The sequence below is a fragment of the Vagococcus carniphilus genome (assembly GCF_014397115.1).
Classification (GTDB): domain Bacteria; phylum Bacillota; class Bacilli; order Lactobacillales; family Vagococcaceae; genus Vagococcus; species Vagococcus carniphilus.
Genome location: NZ_CP060720.1, coordinates 2338816 through 2355225, shown reverse-complemented (window position 1 = coordinate 2355225; position 16410 = coordinate 2338816). Strand labels below are relative to the sequence as shown.

At 33.2% G+C, this 16410-nt stretch carries 18 protein-coding genes and 1 riboswitch; of the genes, 16 read left to right on the top strand and 2 right to left on the bottom strand.

What is annotated here, in order from left to right; genetic code table 11:
• Window positions 1-77: 77 nt before the first annotated feature.
• The 5 genes from H9L18_RS11415 (at window position 78) to H9L18_RS11395 (ending at window position 4643) form a co-directional block, all read left to right on the top strand.
• A complete protein-coding gene (locus tag H9L18_RS11415; RefSeq protein ID WP_187559342.1) occupies window positions 78-1028 on the top strand; it encodes a hypothetical protein in 951 nt (316 codons plus the stop codon).
• 136 nt (window positions 1029-1164) lie between these two features.
• A complete protein-coding gene (locus H9L18_RS11410) occupies window positions 1165-2085 on the top strand; it encodes an RluA family pseudouridine synthase (protein ID WP_126792149.1) in 921 nt (306 codons plus the stop codon).
• A 141-nt stretch (window positions 2086-2226) separates the two neighbouring features.
• Window positions 2227-3393: a DUF4767 domain-containing protein gene (locus tag H9L18_RS11405; RefSeq protein ID WP_126792151.1), complete on the top strand. Its 1167-nt coding sequence runs from the start codon at window positions 2227-2229 to the stop codon at window positions 3391-3393.
• Between the two features lie 25 nt (window positions 3394-3418).
• The gene (locus H9L18_RS11400) at window positions 3419-4309 is read left to right on the top strand and encodes a DUF975 family protein (RefSeq protein WP_126792153.1); all 891 of its coding nucleotides are present in this window, start codon (window positions 3419-3421) and stop codon (window positions 4307-4309) included.
• Window positions 4310-4322: 13 nt separating this feature from the next.
• Window positions 4323-4643 carry a DsrE family protein gene (locus tag H9L18_RS11395; RefSeq protein WP_126792155.1) on the top strand — a complete coding sequence of 107 codons (321 nt, stop codon included), beginning with the start codon at window positions 4323-4325 and terminating at the stop codon, window positions 4641-4643.
• A 46-nt stretch (window positions 4644-4689) separates the two neighbouring features.
• Here the strand turns inward: H9L18_RS11395 and H9L18_RS11390 are convergent, their stop codons facing one another.
• A complete protein-coding gene (locus tag H9L18_RS11390; protein WP_185847417.1) occupies window positions 4690-6129 on the bottom strand; it encodes a helix-turn-helix domain-containing protein in 1440 nt (479 codons plus the stop codon).
• Window positions 6130-6475: 346 nt separating this feature from the next.
• Window positions 6476-6565, top strand: a riboswitch (TPP riboswitch).
• A 159-nt stretch (window positions 6566-6724) separates the two neighbouring features.
• On the opposite strand from H9L18_RS11390, the gene H9L18_RS11385 reads away from it, so the two are divergent.
• The 8 genes from H9L18_RS11385 to thiD are packed head-to-tail and all read left to right on the top strand — an operon-like array spanning window position 6725 to window position 12818.
• Window positions 6725-7291, top strand: coding sequence for an ECF transporter S component (locus H9L18_RS11385; protein ID WP_126792159.1), 567 nt, complete (start codon window positions 6725-6727; stop codon window positions 7289-7291).
• On the top strand, window positions 7288-8679 hold the full coding sequence (locus H9L18_RS11380) for an ABC transporter ATP-binding protein (protein ID WP_126792161.1): 1392 nt from the start codon (window positions 7288-7290) through the stop codon (window positions 8677-8679). Before H9L18_RS11385 ends, H9L18_RS11380 begins: the two co-directional genes overlap by 4 nt.
• On the top strand, window positions 8651-9307 hold the full coding sequence (locus H9L18_RS11375) for a CbiQ family ECF transporter T component (RefSeq protein WP_185847418.1): 657 nt from the start codon (window positions 8651-8653) through the stop codon (window positions 9305-9307). Before H9L18_RS11380 ends, H9L18_RS11375 begins: the two co-directional genes overlap by 29 nt.
• Before the next feature lie 11 nt (window positions 9308-9318).
• The gene (tenA, locus tag H9L18_RS11370) at window positions 9319-10005 is read left to right on the top strand and encodes a thiaminase II (RefSeq protein WP_126792165.1); all 687 of its coding nucleotides are present in this window, start codon (window positions 9319-9321) and stop codon (window positions 10003-10005) included.
• The gene (gene thiW / locus H9L18_RS11365) at window positions 9986-10540 is read left to right on the top strand and encodes an energy coupling factor transporter S component ThiW (RefSeq protein WP_126792168.1); all 555 of its coding nucleotides are present in this window, start codon (window positions 9986-9988) and stop codon (window positions 10538-10540) included. The genes tenA and thiW overlap by 20 nt, the downstream gene beginning before the upstream one ends.
• Window positions 10533-11348 (top strand): hydroxyethylthiazole kinase, encoded by an 816-nt coding sequence (thiM, locus tag H9L18_RS11360; RefSeq protein ID WP_126792543.1) that lies wholly within the window; start codon window positions 10533-10535, stop codon window positions 11346-11348. Before thiW ends, thiM begins: the two co-directional genes overlap by 8 nt.
• Entirely contained in the window at window positions 11348-12001 is a 654-nt protein-coding gene (gene thiE, locus H9L18_RS11355) for a thiamine phosphate synthase (protein WP_185847431.1), read from the top strand. The genes thiM and thiE overlap by 1 nt, the downstream gene beginning before the upstream one ends.
• On the top strand, window positions 11991-12818 hold the full coding sequence (thiD, locus tag H9L18_RS11350; protein WP_126792173.1) for a bifunctional hydroxymethylpyrimidine kinase/phosphomethylpyrimidine kinase: 828 nt from the start codon (window positions 11991-11993) through the stop codon (window positions 12816-12818). Before thiE ends, thiD begins: the two co-directional genes overlap by 11 nt.
• Before the next feature lie 61 nt (window positions 12819-12879).
• On the opposite strand, the gene H9L18_RS11345 is transcribed toward thiD, so the two are convergent.
• A complete protein-coding gene (locus tag H9L18_RS11345; protein WP_126792175.1) occupies window positions 12880-13644 on the bottom strand; it encodes a DeoR/GlpR family DNA-binding transcription regulator in 765 nt (254 codons plus the stop codon).
• 155 nt (window positions 13645-13799) lie between these two features.
• On the opposite strand from H9L18_RS11345, the gene H9L18_RS11340 reads away from it, so the two are divergent.
• Genes H9L18_RS11340 through H9L18_RS11330 form a run of 3 tightly spaced genes read left to right on the top strand, consistent with a single transcriptional unit; the run spans window position 13800 to window position 16403 of the window.
• Window positions 13800-14486, top strand: coding sequence for a class II aldolase/adducin family protein (locus H9L18_RS11340; protein WP_126792177.1), 687 nt, complete (start codon window positions 13800-13802; stop codon window positions 14484-14486).
• Between the two features lie 18 nt (window positions 14487-14504).
• Window positions 14505-15962: a rhamnulokinase gene (locus H9L18_RS11335; protein WP_126792179.1), complete on the top strand. Its 1458-nt coding sequence runs from the start codon at window positions 14505-14507 to the stop codon at window positions 15960-15962.
• A 12-nt stretch (window positions 15963-15974) separates the two neighbouring features.
• A complete protein-coding gene (locus H9L18_RS11330; protein ID WP_126792181.1) occupies window positions 15975-16403 on the top strand; it encodes an RbsD/FucU family protein in 429 nt (142 codons plus the stop codon).
• Window positions 16404-16410 lie beyond the last annotated feature (7 nt).

Genomic DNA, 16410 nt, shown 5'->3' with positions numbered 1-16410 from the left:
CTTCTATTTTTAAATAAGTGAGGTATAATGAAGAATAATAGGTCATTATAATGCTTAATAAAGGAAGGTGTAATGGATTGATTGAAAATTTTCAAAATATTGAAGTCTTGAACCTTGAAAAACGTTCAAAAATTATTGATAAACCCAATCGTAATGAAGTTATCCTTCTACAGGTTAAAGCAATGAAATTTGAATGGAAACAGTATGCTGATTTTGAAAAAAATCATCGGGCTGAGGGTAGAGAAATTATTGTACTACTACCAGAAGAAATGTTAGGTGACTTAATTCAATTAAAGAAAACTTGTGATGCGTTAGCTAAGCGAGGAATAGGTGAAAGCCGAGATTATGAATACGTCATACGGTGGAACAACAAGCTTGCAACACTTCATTTGTTATTTAGTGAGCGAAAAAAAAATGTTGGTAGAACGCCAAAAATCTATACAAGAGATTTTTGGTATGATAAAAAGACGAATAGACAAACTAAACCTCATGCTAAAAACGCGGAACTTAGATATGAAGAGGGAACTTTCCAAAAAGACCGCAATGGCTCGATCAAATATGAAGGACCTCCTTTTTTAGATAAAGATCCTTATTTTTCTTCTGAAAACTGGCATAGACATTTCGAAAAAACTATTTTATCAGTTTTTAAAGAGTTTGGTTATTATCTGAATGAAGAACAGGAAAGATATTTAAATGATGAAAAAGTATTAGAAATTCCTGAAGAAACCAAAAAAGAAAAAATCGAAGAACCTACTTTAGATATAGTTGTTTATCCAACTAAAAATGAGATAGCACCTACTAATGACCAGCTTGGATTATCAAGCAGTAGACAAGTTCATGGCTCAGACAAAAGAGATAAGCTAGATAAATGGCAAGAAAGCTTATTAACAGGATTAAAAAAAATAGGATGTTTCTTTGTAAAAGCAAAAGACTCAATCATAAAAAAAATCTCGCCTGTTGCAGAATCTATCAAAAAGAGATGCGTCAATGCGACTATTTTTAAAAAATTTATGGAATTTATCAATTGAAAATAAATTAGAAATTAGAACTTATCAGACTTGTTAGTTCTAATTTTTTTGTTTTAACTAAAAAATTTTATGAATTTAATAAGAAACATGGTAAAGTAAAGCTAATCATAAAAAAATTAGAAAAGAGTTATCATTCATGAAGAACAAAAGACCTAATGCAACTAATAAAAATAAGACATTTCGCGAAACAGAATATATTGTCAAAGAAGATATTGAGTTACTCCCTTTTCTTTTACAAACATTGAACAACCAAAGTAGAAATTCAGTTAAATCCATCTTAACAAGAGGACAAGTAAGTGTTGATGGGAAAGTAATAACAAAACATAACCATCCTCTTACATCAGGAACTAAAATAAGTATTCAAGGCAATCAATCTGCTATGAAAGAAAGAGCCTTGATTGGTTTAGAAATTATACACGAAGACGAAGATATCTTAGTTGTTGAAAAAGAAGCAGGGATGCTATCGATGGCGACAGACAACGGTCAAGAAGTGACAGTTTATTCTCAACTAAGACATTACGTTAGACAATCAAATCCTCAAGATCGTGTTTTTATCGTTCATCGATTAGACCGAGATACATCTGGGGTTATGTTGTTTGCTAAAAATGAAAAAACGAAACAGTATTTACAAGAAAATTGGAAGAATGTTGTTATTGAAAGAATGTATACGGCTTTAGTGGAAGGAGAAGTGAAGAAAGAAAAAGGAACGATTACGTCTTGGTTAACAGAAAGTAAAACCTTTAAAATTCATTCTTGTCCATTTGATAATGGTGGAAAAAAAGCCGTTACGCATTATAAAAAAATTCGTTCAAACAGAAACTATAGCTTGTTAGAAGTTAACTTAGAAACAGGAAGAAAAAACCAAATTCGTGTTCATATGGAAGAGATAGGACATCCAATTGTGGGAGATAAAAAATATGGAGCAAGCTCAAATCCCTTGAAACGACTTGGACTTCATGCAACTAGTTTAATTTTTGTTCATCCAACAACTAAGAAAAGAATGAAATTTACTTCTAAAGTACCTAAAAAATTTATTAAAGCAACTAAAGCTCAATAAAGAAGAATTTAATATAAATAGCTAGTAAGAGAAGATAGAATTTCTTTTATTGGCTATTTTTTTGATGTAAAAACTCTAAAAAGTATAATATGTCTCTTTTGTTTGTGTTATGCTAATTAAGAGAAAAAGGAGGTGCCTCTGTTGAAAAGAAAAGGAATCTTTTTAGCAATGATTGTAGGTTTAGTCCTACTGGTTGGTTGTCAAAATAGAAACAATCAATATGAACAATCTATGCATAAAGCCAAAGAAGCAATTATAGAAAAGAAATTTGATCAGGCTGAGGATTTTGTTGCTTTAGCAATTGAAAGTAAAGAAGCTGATACACTAGCTAAGAATTATCAAGTTCAATTGAAAGCTTACCAAGAGGGATTGAAGTTAAAAAAAGCAAAAAAATTAGATGAAGCTAAGGCCAAATTTACAGAAGTGACAAAAGTTAAAGTGGGTTCTGAAAAATTAGTTGAGTATGCAAAAAAAGAACTGGCAGATTTAACGAAGGAAACAGAAAAGGACTCAAAAAATAAGAAAGAAAACAAGAAAAAAGAAGAAACAAAACTATGGACCAAAGAGCAATCAGCTAAATTAGCAGATTTTATGGCTTCATGGGGCCAAACAATGGATCAAGAATATCAAGCTTATAACCCTCAAAAAAATGTTGATTTATATGGGATTCAACTACCACAAGGAGTTCTTGATGGACAAATGGGAATGGGGGTTGACGGAGAAAAAGTTACCATTGAATGGTCAGAGGATGGTTCTGGAAGTGCAGATTATCAGTTAGTTGAGGTCTACTCAGATGCGGACACTCAGCCGTACCTTAAAAAACATGTCTATTTCTTTGCTTTTAAAAATGGAGAAGGCCGTGTCTACGTGACGCAACAAAATCAAGGAAACCCAGAGAATGTTCTTTACTTTAAAGAAACTGAAAATCAAGCATTAAAAACAGGTTTTGCTAATCTTCTTAGCCAGCAAAAAAAGAATAATTCAGAAGCAACAAAAGAATCTTCAACAACCAAAACGTCTCTAAGAGAACGTTTAAACGGAACTTACTACAACGAATCAACAAATGAAGCTGTTTTTTCAATAGATGATTCATTTTATAGAGATATTCAATCAGAAAAAGATTACCCAATCGATCAAGTGACGATTAATGACCAAGTAACTATTACTTGGGATATTGAAAAATTTGAGGAAAAATATGGACCAAGAAGTGCTGGACCTGGTCCACAACCATTCATTTATAAGGTGAAATCTACCTCAGATGAGATTGTTTTAGAAGATATGATGGGTCAAACGTTAATAAAAAAATAAAAAAAAGGAAAATAGGGTGACAGAGATGAAATATTGTCCAAATTGTGGTAATGAGTTAAGTCCAAATTCAAAATTTTGTGGAAAGTGTGGAACACCTGTTAATCAGGAACATGAAGAGGCAACCTTCTCAGAAAAAATGAAAACCTCATTTGATAAATTACAAACAGATGAAGTATTTGAGTTAAAACTAGAATCAGCAGAAGGGCTTGATGCGTCAAGAACTGAATTAAAAAATGAAGCACAAAAGAAATTATCTGGTCGATACGGTGAGTGGTTAAAGAGTATTGTTTGGTATTTTGTAGGCATTTTTATTGTAGCTATTCTGATGGGAATTGCTTCAGGTAAAATGACAGAAATTGATTATTATTACTCATATAATGCAGTATCTGGTTTTTCAAGATTCTTTTGGTTTATTATTTGGTTAATCACGTTTGTAGCGATGTTTGTGATTGCAGTGTTGTTTAATGCGGTTCTTCAATGGATGGCGATTTATTCTTTAAGAGGAAAAGAAGCTAACGGTGTGAAAATTTTTGAGTACTTAGTAAAAGCTCAGAAAAATCGAGTATTAAAAGCTAATATATTGATGAATTTATATGTTTTCTTTTGGAGTTTATTATTCATCATTCCTGGTATCATTAAGCAAGCGTCATATATTATGACGAATATTTTATTGGAAAAAGATCCGGAATTATCTGCTAGTGAAGCTATTAATTTAAGTCGTGTCATTATGAAAGGCTACAAATTAGAGTTTTTAATTTTAAGATTCTCTTTCTTCTTTTGGAATATGTTGAGTGCTTTTACTTTTGGTCTTTCAGGTCTTTATACACTCCCTTACCAAAACACGACAGAAGTGTTATTCTTAGAGCAGTTATATAATAAATATATGGAAAAACAAGAAGTAGTAGAAGAAATCTAAAGGAGAATGAGAGATGAAAATTGGCATTATCTTAGAAACCAAAGAACATGAAAAAGCATGGAATGCTATTCGATTTGGTGTAACAGCTTTAAAATTAAAACATGAAGTAAAATTATTTTTAATGGGTGAAGCAGTTGAGATTGAGAGCATTGTTGATGAAACCTATGATGTCATGGATCAACTGAATCAGTTTAGAGATGCTAATGGCGAATTATTAGCTTGTGGTACTTGTCTGATTTCAAGAAAACTAGATGATACAACCTCATGTCCTATCTCAACAATGGTTGATTGTGTCGAATTAGTTACATGGGCAGATAAAACAGTTACGTTTTAAAAATGAAAAACATCAAACCGAGATTAGAACTGGTTTGATGTTTTTTTTACTCTACTTTTGTATTACTAAGTAAAATATTCTTAATGGATGTAATATTGTTTTTACTTGGAAAATCTTGAATTAAGATATACTTAGTTGATTCAAGTGGAAGTGCTAAATTTGAAATAATTAACTGAAAGTTATCTAAATCATAATGTTTTAAATCACTTTCATGAATACAAATGACACTTTCAAAGTAGGTAGATTCAATATTTAATTGACCTTCAATCATTTTGAGTAAAAAGTAACCATGATCAACAGAATAACTGCTCACAATTAGAATAGGTTGATTCAATTGTGCTTGAATAATCTGAGGAAGTGTCACGACTAAAAGATAAATCAAGTGATCCACATAAATAGAAAAATCCAATTCAGTCTTAAGACTAAGTTCTTTAATCAAATGAGTCATCAGATTAAAGGCTGCTGTGTTATTAAGTTCTACCTGTTTTGAAAAAGATTCGAATCGGTCATAGAAAAAATGATAAGGAATTTTGAAGTATTTAACATTGATACAGAGATCTACGACAAAATCTAAAAGTCGTTTCTTTTCAACGTCCATCTTTTTTATTTGAAAAGTCTGGAAGAGCTTATCTAAAAAAAGTGATACTTCTTTGATAAATTCAGTATCTGTTAAAGAAAATTGAGTATGACGATGAATATAAATAGCGGATTCAATTTTAGTAAAACAACCTAATGAGAGATCAGGTTCATTACAAAATAAGAAATGTTCTTCTTCTTTTGTAAAAGGTGTATCTTGTCCAACAAATGTTTGTATATACGCTAATCGATGATTTTGTTTTTCTCTTTCGATGGAAAGTTGATAAAAAATGGAATAGTAAGAAATTTGTAAATCCGATATTTCTTCTTGGTTAAAAGAGTACATTCGAGTTAAGCGTTCTTTAAAAAAGGACTGCCATTGTTCAGAAATAATAGGTTTTACATTATATCCATGTATTTCAAATAAAAAGGTTGAAAAAAAGCGCCGATAAAGATATTCATTTTTACTAGTGATTGAGTAAAGAGAGCCACTCTTTTTTACTTCTAAATCATATTGTTTAAAGTAATCACTAATTTTAGGCAGATAACGATAAAGAGTTGAACGGCTAATATGTAATATTTCAGCATAGTCATTTAATGTTTGATTGGGATTTTTGGCTAAGGCTAAAATAAACTGAATGGGGATAGAGTTTAATAAAATTTGTGATTGAATATTTAGGAAAACGTTGACTGAAAGTTTTGACGCTCGAATCCCATATGGGGATAGAAACTCAAGGCCCACTTTGTCATTTAAATTATCTTGAATATAGTTTAAATCCTCGTGAATTGTTTTTTCAGAAACATTAAGTAAATCAGCAATTTGTCGAACTGTTAACCAATTTTCGGATTTAAGTAAAAGTTCAAGAGTATCGACTAATCGTTTGGATGTCGTATCTAGAATAGAAAGCATTTTAACCACCATCTTTTCATTAGATTTGGTTAGCTAATAATTGATTTATACTAACTAATGTATAGTATAATGCATGAAAAGTAATGAATAAAGATTCTCTATCAATCAAATTTTAAAAATGTACTTTAATTAAGTGAACTTAGAAAGAGAATTGATTAAAAAATGTTAATTTTTACAAAGATTTATATATATAAGGCTTCTATTTGTTGTTAAAATCATTAATTGCTCATCTATATGAAAAATATGAAGAAACTGATTAATAGATGCTTTACTGTTATTTATTAGGTAAGCATTCAACTAGCCAAAAAAATGAAAGCGTGTTAGACTTCAATTACAACTTAATAGATAGAAACATTTGGGGTGCGTAAAAGCTGAGATAATACCCATTGAATCTGCTCCAGTTAGTACTGGCGAAGAGAAATGTATTCAATGACTGTCAAATAGAAAATTTGACCTATTTAATGAACAACTCGTAATTTATGCCCAACCATTTATTTGGTCGGGCTTTTTTTATGAAAAAAATTAAATAGGGAGAGTCTCGGCGTTTGCCCTTCTTTTGTTTCTTAACTTTAAGGAAATAAGAGGAGGGCTTTTTTTGGAGACAAAATGGACAGTACAAGACATTATATTACTTGCTTTTTTAGCATTTTTATTTGGTGGTGTTTTTATGGGGGCGGGATTTCTCTACGCCATTCTTTCAGCAGCATTAACACCACTAGGATTAGCGCCGTTTGCTAACGAGATTTTATTTGGTATGTGGACAATGGCAGCACCTGTTGCAGGTGTGCTAATTCCCAAAAAGGGAAGTTCTCTACTAGGAGAGTTATTAGCAGCATTAGCAGAAATGCTTTATGGTTCTTACTTTGGACCAGGGGTTTTAGTCTCAGGATTTTTCCAAGGATTTGGGACAGAGCTAGGTTTTATAGCAACCCAATATAAACGATTTGATACGCTACCCCTTATTTATGGAGCAATTGGTACAACGGTTCTGAGTTTTGGGTATGAGTTTTTCAAATTTGGTTATGGCACATTTGGAATTGGAATGATTTTAAGTTTGTTCGTTGTTCGCTTATTGTCAGTTCTATTCTTTGGAGTTGTGATGGTTTCACTCATTATGAAAAGCTATAACCGAGTTCAGCAATTAGCTGGAGCGAAATCATGAGACCAATCGTTTTAGACCAAGTTTCTTTTAAGCGAAATGAAACCATTATTTTTAAACATCTCGATTATGAATTTAGCGAAGGAACGTTTACCTTACTTCGTGGCGATAGTGGTAGTGGCAAATCGACTTTATTAAAACTAATAGCAGGTTTTGCAGAGTTGCCTTATGAAGGTGATGCTTTAGTATTAGGAAAAAATCAAAAAGACCTCCCTGTTTTAGAACGTGCCTCAAAAGTAGGCATGGTTTTTCAAAATCCCAATCAGCAATTTACGATGGGGACCTTAAGAAGAGAAATAACATTTGCTTTAGAGAACCTATTGATAGGGTTTGATGGTATTCAAGAAAGAATACAAGAAGCTGCTCAACTAACTCAAACCAATCATTTACTGGACCGAGAACTTTCTAGCCTTTCAGGTGGAGAAAAGCAACGAGCTTCTTTAGCTGTTTTACTGGCAATGGATACCCCTATTTTGTTACTAGATGAACCTTTCGCAAGTGTTGATCCTAAGTCACGAGATGAGTTAATCCAACTACTAGTAAAACTTAAGAATAAAGGAAAGACCATTTTACTATGTGACCATGACTTGGCAAATTATCAAAACAGAGTAGATAAAGTGGTTACTTTGACACAGGTAGGCTTAGTAGAAGAACCTCTGAGCATCTTAAACAAACTACCAGATCCGATACTCTCTAAACACGTGACAAGTAAGACCAGTTTACTGACCTTAAAAGATGTAGGATATTCTCAAGGTCAAAGAGAATTATTAAGACCAACAGACTTCTCTTTTTTTGAAGGTATTACAACTTTAACTGGAGATAACGGGACAGGTAAATCAACTTTATTAAAAGCGATGGCTCAACAAAAGAAATATCGAGGAAAGATGTATTATCAAAATGAGCGGATACGAAGTCGAAGAAAATGGTATCAAAAAATGACAATGGCCGTTCAAGATGCTTCACAACAGTTTGTTTGTTTGACGCCAGAAGAGGAACTGACATTTAATGTGAAGTTGAATGAGGAGCAACAATTAAAACAAAGAGAAGTACTCGAATCTTTAGGTTTAATAGATAAGTTAAAGGGAAGCTTATTTCATTTAAGTGAAGGTCAGAAAAAAATGATTCAATTAACTGCTATGTTGAGCTTAGAAAAAGAACTTTTACTATTAGACGAACCTTTTACAGGCCTTGATGAAAAAGCTTGTCAGATTTTTATGGATTGGATGAAGGAAAAAGAACAACATTTTGTAATTGTTTCCCACCGATTAGCACCACTTTCTGGAAATAGTGATCATCATGTGATTTTAGCTAATCAAGAACTCCATGATACACAAGAGAGTTTGGAGTGGAAAGGAGCTTTCCGTGAATCTTATCAAAACCAATACGCTTAATTTAACAGCTCTTATTTTTTTATTTACTTTAGAAATTTCATTTACGAAATCTCTTTTGTTAAATGCTTTTATAGTTCTTTTAACGTTGTTTTATTTAATAAAAAGAAAAAAATGGATAGGGCTAATTGGGTTGTTTTTACTACCTTTAATACCTGCTGTCTCCACCTATTGGTCTGTTATGGTACATGGCTCAGGGAGTGCTGATGCGTGGCTTTTGTTTAGTCGAACCTTTGCTTTTGCAGCATTAGGGATGATGTTTGCCTTTGGAATTGAATTAGAAGAACTGCTTTTAATCCTTGAGCAAAAAAAAGTGCCAACTAGTTTTATTTACGGTATTTTAGTTGTTTTAAATGCTGTACCAGAAATCAAAAATGAAATACAGGATTTAAAAAATGCCAGCCTCTTAAGAGGAAAACGTCTCACAGTCTTTTCACCTTTACTTTATTTAAAGACTATTTTTGTTGCTTTTAATTGGCGTAATCACTATACAGAGGCAATCAAATCAAGAGGATACGAGGATAATGTTAAAAGAAAACCTTCAAAAGAATACGTTACACCAAAACGTTACATACTGGCCTCAGCTATGATTTTTATCATTGGAAATACATTAATGTTTATTACTATTTAGGAGGAAATGACATGTTTACAAAACAAGCAAGAGCTTTAACAATACCACATTGGGAAGGAAGTTTTACTCATCCTTTTGTCAAAGGATTACAAGAAGGAACGTTAGGAGAAAAAGAATTTCGTTATTATTTACTTCAAGACCGTTATTACTTAGAACATTTTAGCCAAATCCATCTATTGATTGCTGAAAAAATAGAAGATGAAGAAGTAAAAGAGATGTTGATGCTAGGAGCGAAGCATTTAGCAGAAGGAGAAATCGCTATTCGAGATGGTTTCTTTAAAGAGTTAAATATCACAGAAGAAGAAATCAAGACGACCCCAATTGCCCCAACTGCTTATAACTATGTTTCTCATATGTATCGCCAGCTATCAGATGGTACTTTAAACAGTGCTGTGGCGGGCTTATTACCTTGTGCTTGGTTATATCAAGAAATAGGAACAGAACTGATTAAAACAGGTTCTCCAGATTCTTTATATCAACGTTGGATTGAAACTTATTCAGGAGAAGAGTCAGCTAGCGAAGTTGCTCATCAATGTGATGTATTGAACCGTTTATTTGAAAAAGCTGATGAAATAGAGCAAAAGCAAATGATTCAAGCTTTTGTGATTAGTTCTCGGATGGAATATTTATTCTGGGAGATGGCGTATACTTTACAAACTTGGCCTGAAGGTGATCTAGATGCCACAAGCAAATACTAAATTACAAAAACTAATTATTTTGTCTCTCATGGTTGCGCTTGATGTGGTCTTGTCACCTTTATTTCGAATCGAAGGAATGGCACCAATGTCTAGTGTCATGAATATCATAGGCGTGACGTTGATGGGTCCCTTTTACGGAACCATAATGGCACTGACCTGCGGACTACTAAGAATGCTGTTATTAGGTGTTCCCCCACTTGCGTTAACAGGGGCTGTTTTTGGAGCGTTTTTGGCAGGAATAGGCTATAAGTATTCTAAAAATATTTATGTGGCAATGCTTGGTGAGATTATTGGAACAGGTCTGATAGGCTCTCTCCTTTCTTACCCGGTGATGGTTTGGTTTACGGGAAGTGCTACAAATATGTACTGGTTTATTTATACGCCGCGTTTTTTTGGAGGTGCCATTTCAGGTTCATTGATTGGCTACTTGGGTTTCATGAAATTAGAAAAAATAACAAAATTTAAAAGAATTCAAACTCTTTTTAAAGGAGAGGAACTAGATGGTTACGAGTCAAAAAGACCTATTAATGAATAAACAAGCAAATAATTTTTTTAAAAAGTCACCATTGGTTCACTGCATCACCAATGAGGTAACGTGTGAGAGCATGGCAAATGCTTTACTTTATGTTAATAGTAAGCCGATTATGGCAGTTGACGAAAGAGAATTTAAAGAATTATTCGAACAAACAGATGGCTTACTTTTGAACTTAGGTCACTTATCTATTAATAGACAAGAGCAATTACTGGCTGCTAGCCAAGAGGCACTCCATACAAATAAACCGACTGTGATTGATGTAGTGGGTGTATCTGCTTCAAGTCTTAGAAAAAAACTAGCTTTAACCCTTTTAGAGAATAAGCCAACGGTGGTTAAAGGAAACACGTCAGAGATGAGAAACCTTTGTGGCTTGAAAAGTTCAGGTAGAGGAGTAGATGGAGACTCTTCTGATCAAGAAAAAGCCTCATTACAAGAGTTAAGTGAAACATTAAAAAAATGGACGCAGCAATATCCGGCAACGTCATTTTTAGCAACAGGAGAAACTGATATTATCGTTACACCTCATACCAGTTATTATTTGAAAAATGGTGTAGCTGAATTAGATCAAATGACAGGAACAGGAGATATAGTTGGCGCTTTAATAGCTTCACTATTAGGTCAAGGAATAGAGAGTGAAATGAGTTTGGTTGGGGCTGTTAGCTATTTTAATCTCTGCGGAGAATCAGCTTTAACTCATTGCAAAAAACCATTAGGCATGGCTGATTTTAGACATGAATTATTTAATGAACTATCACGTCTTTATAAAAAAGATGACTGGTGGCAACAAGTAAAAGGAGAAAGGATATGATTGAAGAGGCATTAGCTTTATATTTAGTAACCAATAGAGACAATTTGTCTGATGATAGATTTTTAGACATTGTTTTAGAAGCCTGTGAAGGTGGTATCACGATGCTTCAACTAAGAGAAAAAGAAGCATCGACTAATGAGTTCTATGAATTAGCTTTAAAAGTTAAAAAAATAACGGATTCTTATAGCGTTCCTTTAATCATTAATGATCGTGTGGATATTTGTCTAGCGATTGATGCTGATGGTGTTCATATTGGAGATGACGAGCTTCCTGTTTGGAAAACAAGGGAACTAATTGGCCCTGATAAAATTCTTGGAGTCTCTGCTAAGACCGTAATAAGAGGTATTGAGGCTAAATTTGAAGGAGCTGATTATTTAGGTGTAGGCGCTATTTATCCGACAACTACTAAAGTTCAAACAAAACTAACTTCTATGGAAGAGTTAAAACAAATAGTAGATGAAGTGAAGTCACCAGTAGTAGCCATTGGTGGTATTAAAGAAGAGAACATTTTATCTTTTAGTGGTAGTGGTGTTTCTGGTGTATCGATTGTTAGTGAGATTATGCAAGCAAAAGAAGTACCGACTAAAGTTCTTAAATTAAAAGAATTAGTTGAAAAAATGAAAATGAAGGATGTAGTAAGTTATGACAATTAATCAAACACCCCAAGTTGTGACTATTGCTGGAACTGATTCTGGAGGTGGAGCAGGCGTTCAAGCTGATTTAAAAACCTTTCAAGCAAGAAAAGCCTTTGGAATGAGCATCGTGGTAGCACTAACTGCTCAAAATACACTAGGCGTTCAAAATAGCTTCCCAGTTCCTTGTGATTTTATCAATGACCAGTTTAACTCACTTGCTGAAGATTTTAAGATTAAAGCTGCTAAAACAGGCATGCTAGCAGATAGAGAACATGTTGAATGCGTTGTTGAAAATCTAAAAAAAGTTGATTTCGGACCCTTGGTGGTTGATCCGGTGATGATTGCTAAAGGTGGGCATGCGTTACTAAAAGAAGACGCAATAGAGACCATCAAAACTAAGTTATTACCATTCGCTTTTTTAGTGACTCCTAATCTGCCAGAAGCAGAAGTCTTAGTTGGTTATCCAGTGACAACAGAAGAAGAGATGAAACAAGCAGCAGTTGACTTGCAAAAACTAGGTGTTAATCATGTGATTATTAAAGGAGGACATTTAGAAACAAAAGAAGCTAAAGATTATGTCTTACTTGAGACAGGAGAAGACTATTGGTTAAAAACTAAGCGAATAAAAACCATTAAAACTCATGGAACAGGGGATACCTTCTCGTCTTGTATTGCAGCAGAACTAGCTAAAGGAACATCCATAAAAGAAGCTATCTATATAGGGAAACAGTTCATCCAAGGTGCAATCGAAGAAGGATTGTTTGTTGGGCACGGACATGGACCAACCAATCATTGGGCTGAGTTGTCTGAGAGCGTTGAGGAGATAATAGAATAAGTTACCCATAAAAAAACTAACCACGACTAATCATGAAGAAGATTTGTCGTGGTTAGTTTTTTTAGTAAAGACAATCAATACCATGTTTGTTAAAGAGTTTTGTATATTCTTTTTCTGGTTTCTTATTACTAATGATAGCAGAATAGGTTTTTAAGTTTGATACTTTAAAAAAATGGGGTGAATCAAATTTTGATTCATCTGCTAAGAGAATGGAGTTTTTTGATTTATCAATAACTTGTTGCTTAATTCTAGCCTGACTAAGGCTAGATTCATAAACTCCGTTGATATCTAAACCTCTGCAAGAAAAGACAGCCAAGTCGATATTAAATTGATTGATAAAAGAGGTAGTGAAGTCAGTTCCAACAATCGAACTTGAATTTTTTTTAATTTCTCCCCCAAACATGAACGCTTTAATTGATTCGTCATTCATATCACTAATGTTCAATGCTAATTTAATTCCATTTGTTAAGACAACTAAATTTGAAACAGTTTTTAATAATGGTACGAGTTGTTGAACAGTACTACTTGAATCTAGGAAAACGCACATACCATCTCCAATAAAGTCTTGAGCAATTTCACAGATTTCTTTTTTCTCTTTTATAAAATTAGTTTCTCGATAGTAAAGAGAGGGTTCGTTAGTGGTCGCTAGATTTAAAACAACACCGCCATGAACCCGGCGAATTAATTGCTGAGATTCAAGCTTTATTAAGTCTCGTCTTAATGTAGAAATACTACAGAACAGCATAGCAGCAAGTTCTTCGTTAGATATCTTTTTACGTCTTTTTAGAATAGTTAAAATTTGTGTCAGCCGTTCTTCTTGCATCATATTAAATTTCCCCTTATGAATTATTTTGAATAGTTGTGAACGAATTTGCTATTAAAAATAGTAAAAAATTCATCATATCATTCAAATAAATTTATTCCCTTTTTTTATATTAGAATGAAAGCGGATTTAAATCAATGAGAAAAGAGGATTTTAAAATGGATTTAGAAATAATCAAAAATCAAATATGTGATGTCTGTAATAAAATGTGGCAAAAAGGATGGGTAGCAGCAAATGATGGGAATGTCTCAGTACGCTTAGAAGATGGTACTTTTTTATGTACACCGACAGGAATTAGTAAAAGTTTTATCACGCCTGATAAGTTGGTCAGAATCAATTCTGATTATGAGATTTTAGAAGCAGGTGAAGGTTATCGTCCTTCAAGTGAAGTTAAAATGCATTTACGCGTTTACCAAGATAGGAAAGATGTCAATGGGGTTGTTCATGCACATCCACCAGTAGCAACAGCATTTGCTTTAGCTAAAATACCCTTAGATAGTTATTCTTTAATTGAAAATGCAATTGCTGTCGGCTCAATACCAATTGCTCCATTTGGTATTCCATCAACAGAAGAAGTTCCTGAAAGTATCGCTCCTTTTTTACCAGAGCATGATGTTTTATTATTAGAAAATCACGGAGCGTTATCTGTTGGTTCAGATTTAATAACAGCTTATTATCGTATGGAAACGTTGGAATTAGTAGCTAACACAGTGTTTCACGCTAGAATGTTGCTTGGTGGAAAAGAAGAAGATGAGATTGACCGTGATACATTAGATAAATTATTTGCGATGCGCGAAAATTATAAAGTAACAGGAAAACATCCTGGTTATAAGAAGTATCACTAAAATAAAGGGGTTTTTAAGATGAATTTAAATGTTTTGGCATTTGATTTTGGGGCTTCGTCAGGAAGAGCTATTGTTGGGAAATATAAAAATGGCAACTTAAATCTTGAGGAAGTTCATCGATTTGATAATCAAATCTTAGAAAAAGAAAATACTTTATTTTGGAACATTGACTATTTATTAGAAAATATTTTAATTGGAATAAAAAAAGCGACAGATAAATATCCAATCGAAAGCTTGGGAATTGATACATGGGGAGTTGATTTTGGTTTACTAGATAAATCTGGTGAGTTGTTAGAAAATTCAGTTCACTATCGTGATAGTCGAACTAAAGGAAGTCTCACGTATTTGAAAAAGATAATATCAAAAGAAGAATTGTATCAACAAACAGGGAACCAGTTAATGGAAATTAATACATTATTTCAATTGCTCACTGTAAAAAATGAAAGACCTGATTTGTTTGAGAGAATCGATAAAGTACTTTTAATGCCTGATTTACTAAATTACTTATTAACTGGAAATATGAAAACAGAGCAGAGTATTGCGTCAACAACTCAATTAACGAACCCTTATACAAAAGATTGGAATAAAGAATTGATGGATTTATTTCAATTACCCGCTAGTCTTTTTCCTGACATTGTGACAGAAGGGAATCAACTAGGTAAGTTAAAAAGTAGTTTTGGACTACCAGCAATTGAGGTAATTAATGTTTGTGAACATGATACAGCAAGTGCTGTTTTAAGTGTTCCATCTAATCAAAATTTTCTATTTATTTCTTGTGGTACTTGGTCACTTGTTGGAACTGAGTTAGAAGAGCCAATAGTCACTCAAAAAGCTCAAAACTATAATTTAACGAATGAAAGTGGAAATAATAAAACAACTCGATTTCTAAAAAATTGTACTGGACTTTGGATTATTCAAGAACTAAAACGCAATTTTAGAGAGCAGGGAATGGATTATTCTTATGATGAAATAACGGATATGACTGAAAAGAAAAAAGCATTTCGCTGTCTAATAGATACAGATGATCCTAGATTTACGTCACCTGGAAAGATGAAAGAGAAAATTCAGGCATACGCAAAAGAAACAAATCAAGAGTTACCAGAAGAACCTGGAGAATTATTTAGATGTGTTTACGAAAGTTTAGCCTTTAAGTATAAATACACGACACTAGAAATTATTGATGCTGTAGGAAACGAATTTGATACTTTAAATATTGTTGGTGGAGGCTCTCAATCAGCCTTACTTTGTCAAATGGTTGCTGATGCAACAGGGATGAGAGTTTGTGCAGGACCGGTAGAGGCAACTGCGATAGGAAATATTATACAGCAATTAATGGCACACCAAGTGATTGATAGTGTTTATGAAGCAAGAGAGTGGATAAAAAAAATATCAAATGTGACCTATTATTTTCCAGAAAGAAAAGAAGCATGGGAAAATCAATTTCCAAAATATCAAAAGCTATTAGATAAAGAATAGAGGTGAGTAAATATGTTAAAAAATATTCCGAAAAATTTATCGCCTGAATTAGTGAAGGTTTTAATGGAAATGGGACATGGAGATGAAATAGTTATTGCTGATGGTAATTATCCAGCTGCTTCTAATGCTAAGAAACTTGTTAGATGTGACGGTTTGGGTGTTCCAGAGTTATTAGATAGTATATTGAAACTATTTCCAATGGATACTTATCAGGAGTATTCAATCGGATTGATGCAGGTGGCTGAGGGAGACCCGACGATTCCAGTGATTTGGGATGACTACAAAAAAATAATAAAAGAAGCTGTGGTTGAAAATGACAAAATAGAACTTCTAACACGTCAAGAATTCTATAATCGAGGAAAAGAAGCATATGCAATTGTTGCCACAGGAGAGGAAGCGATCTACGCCAATATCCTTTTGAAAAAAGGTGTTGTTCACTAAAAAGGAG

Excerpts from the sequence above, each read along its gene's own strand:
- H9L18_RS11410 (WP_126792149.1), top strand. The coding sequence starts at position 1,165 with ATGAAGAACAAAAGACCTAATGCAACTAATAAAAATAAGACATTTCGC.
- H9L18_RS11400 (WP_126792153.1), top strand. The coding sequence starts at position 3,419 with ATGAAATATTGTCCAAATTGTGGTAATGAGTTAAGTCCAAATTCAAAA.
- H9L18_RS11395 (WP_126792155.1), top strand. The coding sequence starts at position 4,323 with ATGAAAATTGGCATTATCTTAGAAACCAAAGAACATGAAAAAGCATGG.
- H9L18_RS11390 (WP_185847417.1), bottom strand. The coding sequence starts at position 6,129 with ATGCTTTCTATTCTAGATACGACATCCAAACGATTAGTCGATACTCTT.
- H9L18_RS11380 (WP_126792161.1), top strand. The coding sequence starts at position 7,288 with ATGAGACCAATCGTTTTAGACCAAGTTTCTTTTAAGCGAAATGAAACC.
- tenA (WP_126792165.1), top strand. The coding sequence starts at position 9,319 with ATGTTTACAAAACAAGCAAGAGCTTTAACAATACCACATTGGGAAGGA.
- thiW (WP_126792168.1), top strand. The coding sequence starts at position 9,986 with ATGCCACAAGCAAATACTAAATTACAAAAACTAATTATTTTGTCTCTC.
- thiM (WP_126792543.1), top strand. The coding sequence starts at position 10,533 with ATGAATAAACAAGCAAATAATTTTTTTAAAAAGTCACCATTGGTTCAC.
- thiD (WP_126792173.1), top strand. The coding sequence starts at position 11,991 with ATGACAATTAATCAAACACCCCAAGTTGTGACTATTGCTGGAACTGAT.
- H9L18_RS11345 (WP_126792175.1), bottom strand. The coding sequence starts at position 13,644 with ATGATGCAAGAAGAACGGCTGACACAAATTTTAACTATTCTAAAAAGA.
- H9L18_RS11340 (WP_126792177.1), top strand. The coding sequence starts at position 13,800 with ATGGATTTAGAAATAATCAAAAATCAAATATGTGATGTCTGTAATAAA.
- H9L18_RS11335 (WP_126792179.1), top strand. The coding sequence starts at position 14,505 with ATGAATTTAAATGTTTTGGCATTTGATTTTGGGGCTTCGTCAGGAAGA.
- H9L18_RS11330 (WP_126792181.1), top strand. The coding sequence starts at position 15,975 with ATGTTAAAAAATATTCCGAAAAATTTATCGCCTGAATTAGTGAAGGTT.